Annotated in this window: 2 protein-coding genes and 1 pseudogene; all 3 read left to right on the forward strand. The window is 75.9% G+C overall.

The annotated features are described in order from the left end of the window. Positions 1–267: pseudogene (locus VR44_RS38025) on the forward strand (precorrin-4 C(11)-methyltransferase); the annotation flags it as partial. Further along, on the forward strand, positions 257–1,054 hold the full coding sequence (locus VR44_RS38030; protein WP_045952248.1) for a cobalt-precorrin-6A reductase: 798 nt from the start codon (positions 257–259) through the stop codon (positions 1,052–1,054). The pseudogene VR44_RS38025 and the gene VR44_RS38030, both read left to right, overlap by 11 nt. A 9-nt stretch (positions 1,055–1,063) precedes the next feature. Next, positions 1,064–1,582: a hypothetical protein gene (locus VR44_RS38035; protein ID WP_045952249.1), complete on the forward strand. Its 519-nt coding sequence runs from the start codon at positions 1,064–1,066 to the stop codon at positions 1,580–1,582. The last annotated feature ends 33 nt before the right edge of the window (positions 1,583–1,615 follow it).

Below are 1,615 nucleotides of genomic sequence, written 5' to 3' on the forward strand. Positions count from 1 at the left end.
GTGCTGCACCTGGCCACCCGCTACGTGGACCGCGTCGTGGAGGAACTGCTGCCGCACTACGGGGCCGAGTGCCCGGTGGCGGTGGTGGCGATGGCCAGCCGCCCCGACGAGCTGATCCTGCGCGGGACGCTCGCCGACATCGCGGAACAGGTGAAGGGGGCGGGGCTGGTGCGCACCGCGGTCATCGTGGTGGGCCGCACGCTGGGCGCGGAGCAGTTCCGCGACAGCCACCTCTACTCCCCCGAGCGCGACCGGCATGTCTGCTGAGCCGGCCGCCGCGGCGGGCCCGGCGCGGCACGTCCTGATCCTCGGCGGTACCACCGAGGCCCGCCGGCTGGCGGAGGCGCTGGCGGGGGACCCCGCGTACGCCTCCTCGTACCGGGTGACGAACTCCCTCGCGGGCCGGGTGGGTTCGCCCGTGCTGCCGCCGGGCGAGACCCGGATCGGCGGGTTCGGCGGGGTCGAGGGGCTGGCCGGCTGGATCACCGCCCACGGCGTCACGCACGTGGTCGACGCCACGCACCCCTTCGCCGAGCGGATGAGCTTCCACGCGGCCGGGGCGGCGGCGCTCACGGGCGTGCCCGTGCTGGCGCTGCGGCGGCCCGGCTGGAGTCCGGGCCCGGGCGACGAGTGGACCTTCGCGGACGACCTCACCGCGGCCGCCGCCGTACTGCCGTCCCTCGGCGGGCGGGCCTTCCTGACCACCGGCCGGACGGGCCTGCGGGCCTTCGCGCACCTCACCGGCACCTGGTTCCTGGTGCGTTCGGTGGATCCGCCGGAGGGGCCGGTGCCGCCCCGCCTGGAGACGGTGCTGGCCCGCGGGCCGTTCGGCCTGGAGCAGGAGCGGGAACTGATGGCCCGTCACCGCATCGACGTCCTGGTCACCAAGGACAGCGGCGGCGACGCGACCGCCCCCAAGCTCACGGCCGCCCGGGAGGCCGGGATCCCGGTCCTGGTCGTACGCCGTCCGGCCGTGCCGGAGGGGCCGGCGGTGGCGGAGTCGGTGGAGGCGGCCCTGCGCTGGCTCGCCGACGGGGCGCCCCGCACCCTCTAGGCTGGAGGAATGCGGATACGTCACTCCCTCGCCCTGGTCCTGGCCCTCGCCGCCGGGGCGGTGCTCGTCACCGGATGCGGCGGGGGTGCGGCGCCCGAGCCCAAGGGATGGGAGCCCGAGGACGCGCTCCAGCGGGCCGACGAGAGTCTGGGGAAGGACGTCGCGGCCGGCGCGCGCGTGACGATGCGGGGGACGGGGTTCCTCAAGGCCGGCATGGACAAGACCCTGGAGACCGGCGGGGAGCGCCCGTTCCGCTTCGACATCGCCTGTGACAGCGAGGAGAGTTCCCGGGTCACCCTGCTGCTGTCCCGCGAAGGCGGCTCCGGAGACCGGTCGTTCGACGTGTCCTGCACGGCCGGGGAGGTCACCCGGCTCAACCTCCCGGCGGGTTCGGCGCTGAACGCGCACATCGACCCCGCCCCGCAGGAGGACTCCCCGCCGGCCGGGGTCGTGTCGTGGCAGCTGCTCACGCTCGACCCGGAGGCGGTCCAGGGCTGCCCGGACGCCCTCGCGGGCTGCCCGGGCTGAAACCCTCCACACAGCGGCGGCGGCCCTGTCTCT

Origin of the sequence: Streptomyces katrae (assembly GCF_000966975.1) — a bacterium.
GTDB classification, from domain to species: domain Bacteria; phylum Actinomycetota; class Actinomycetes; order Streptomycetales; family Streptomycetaceae; genus Streptomyces; species Streptomyces katrae.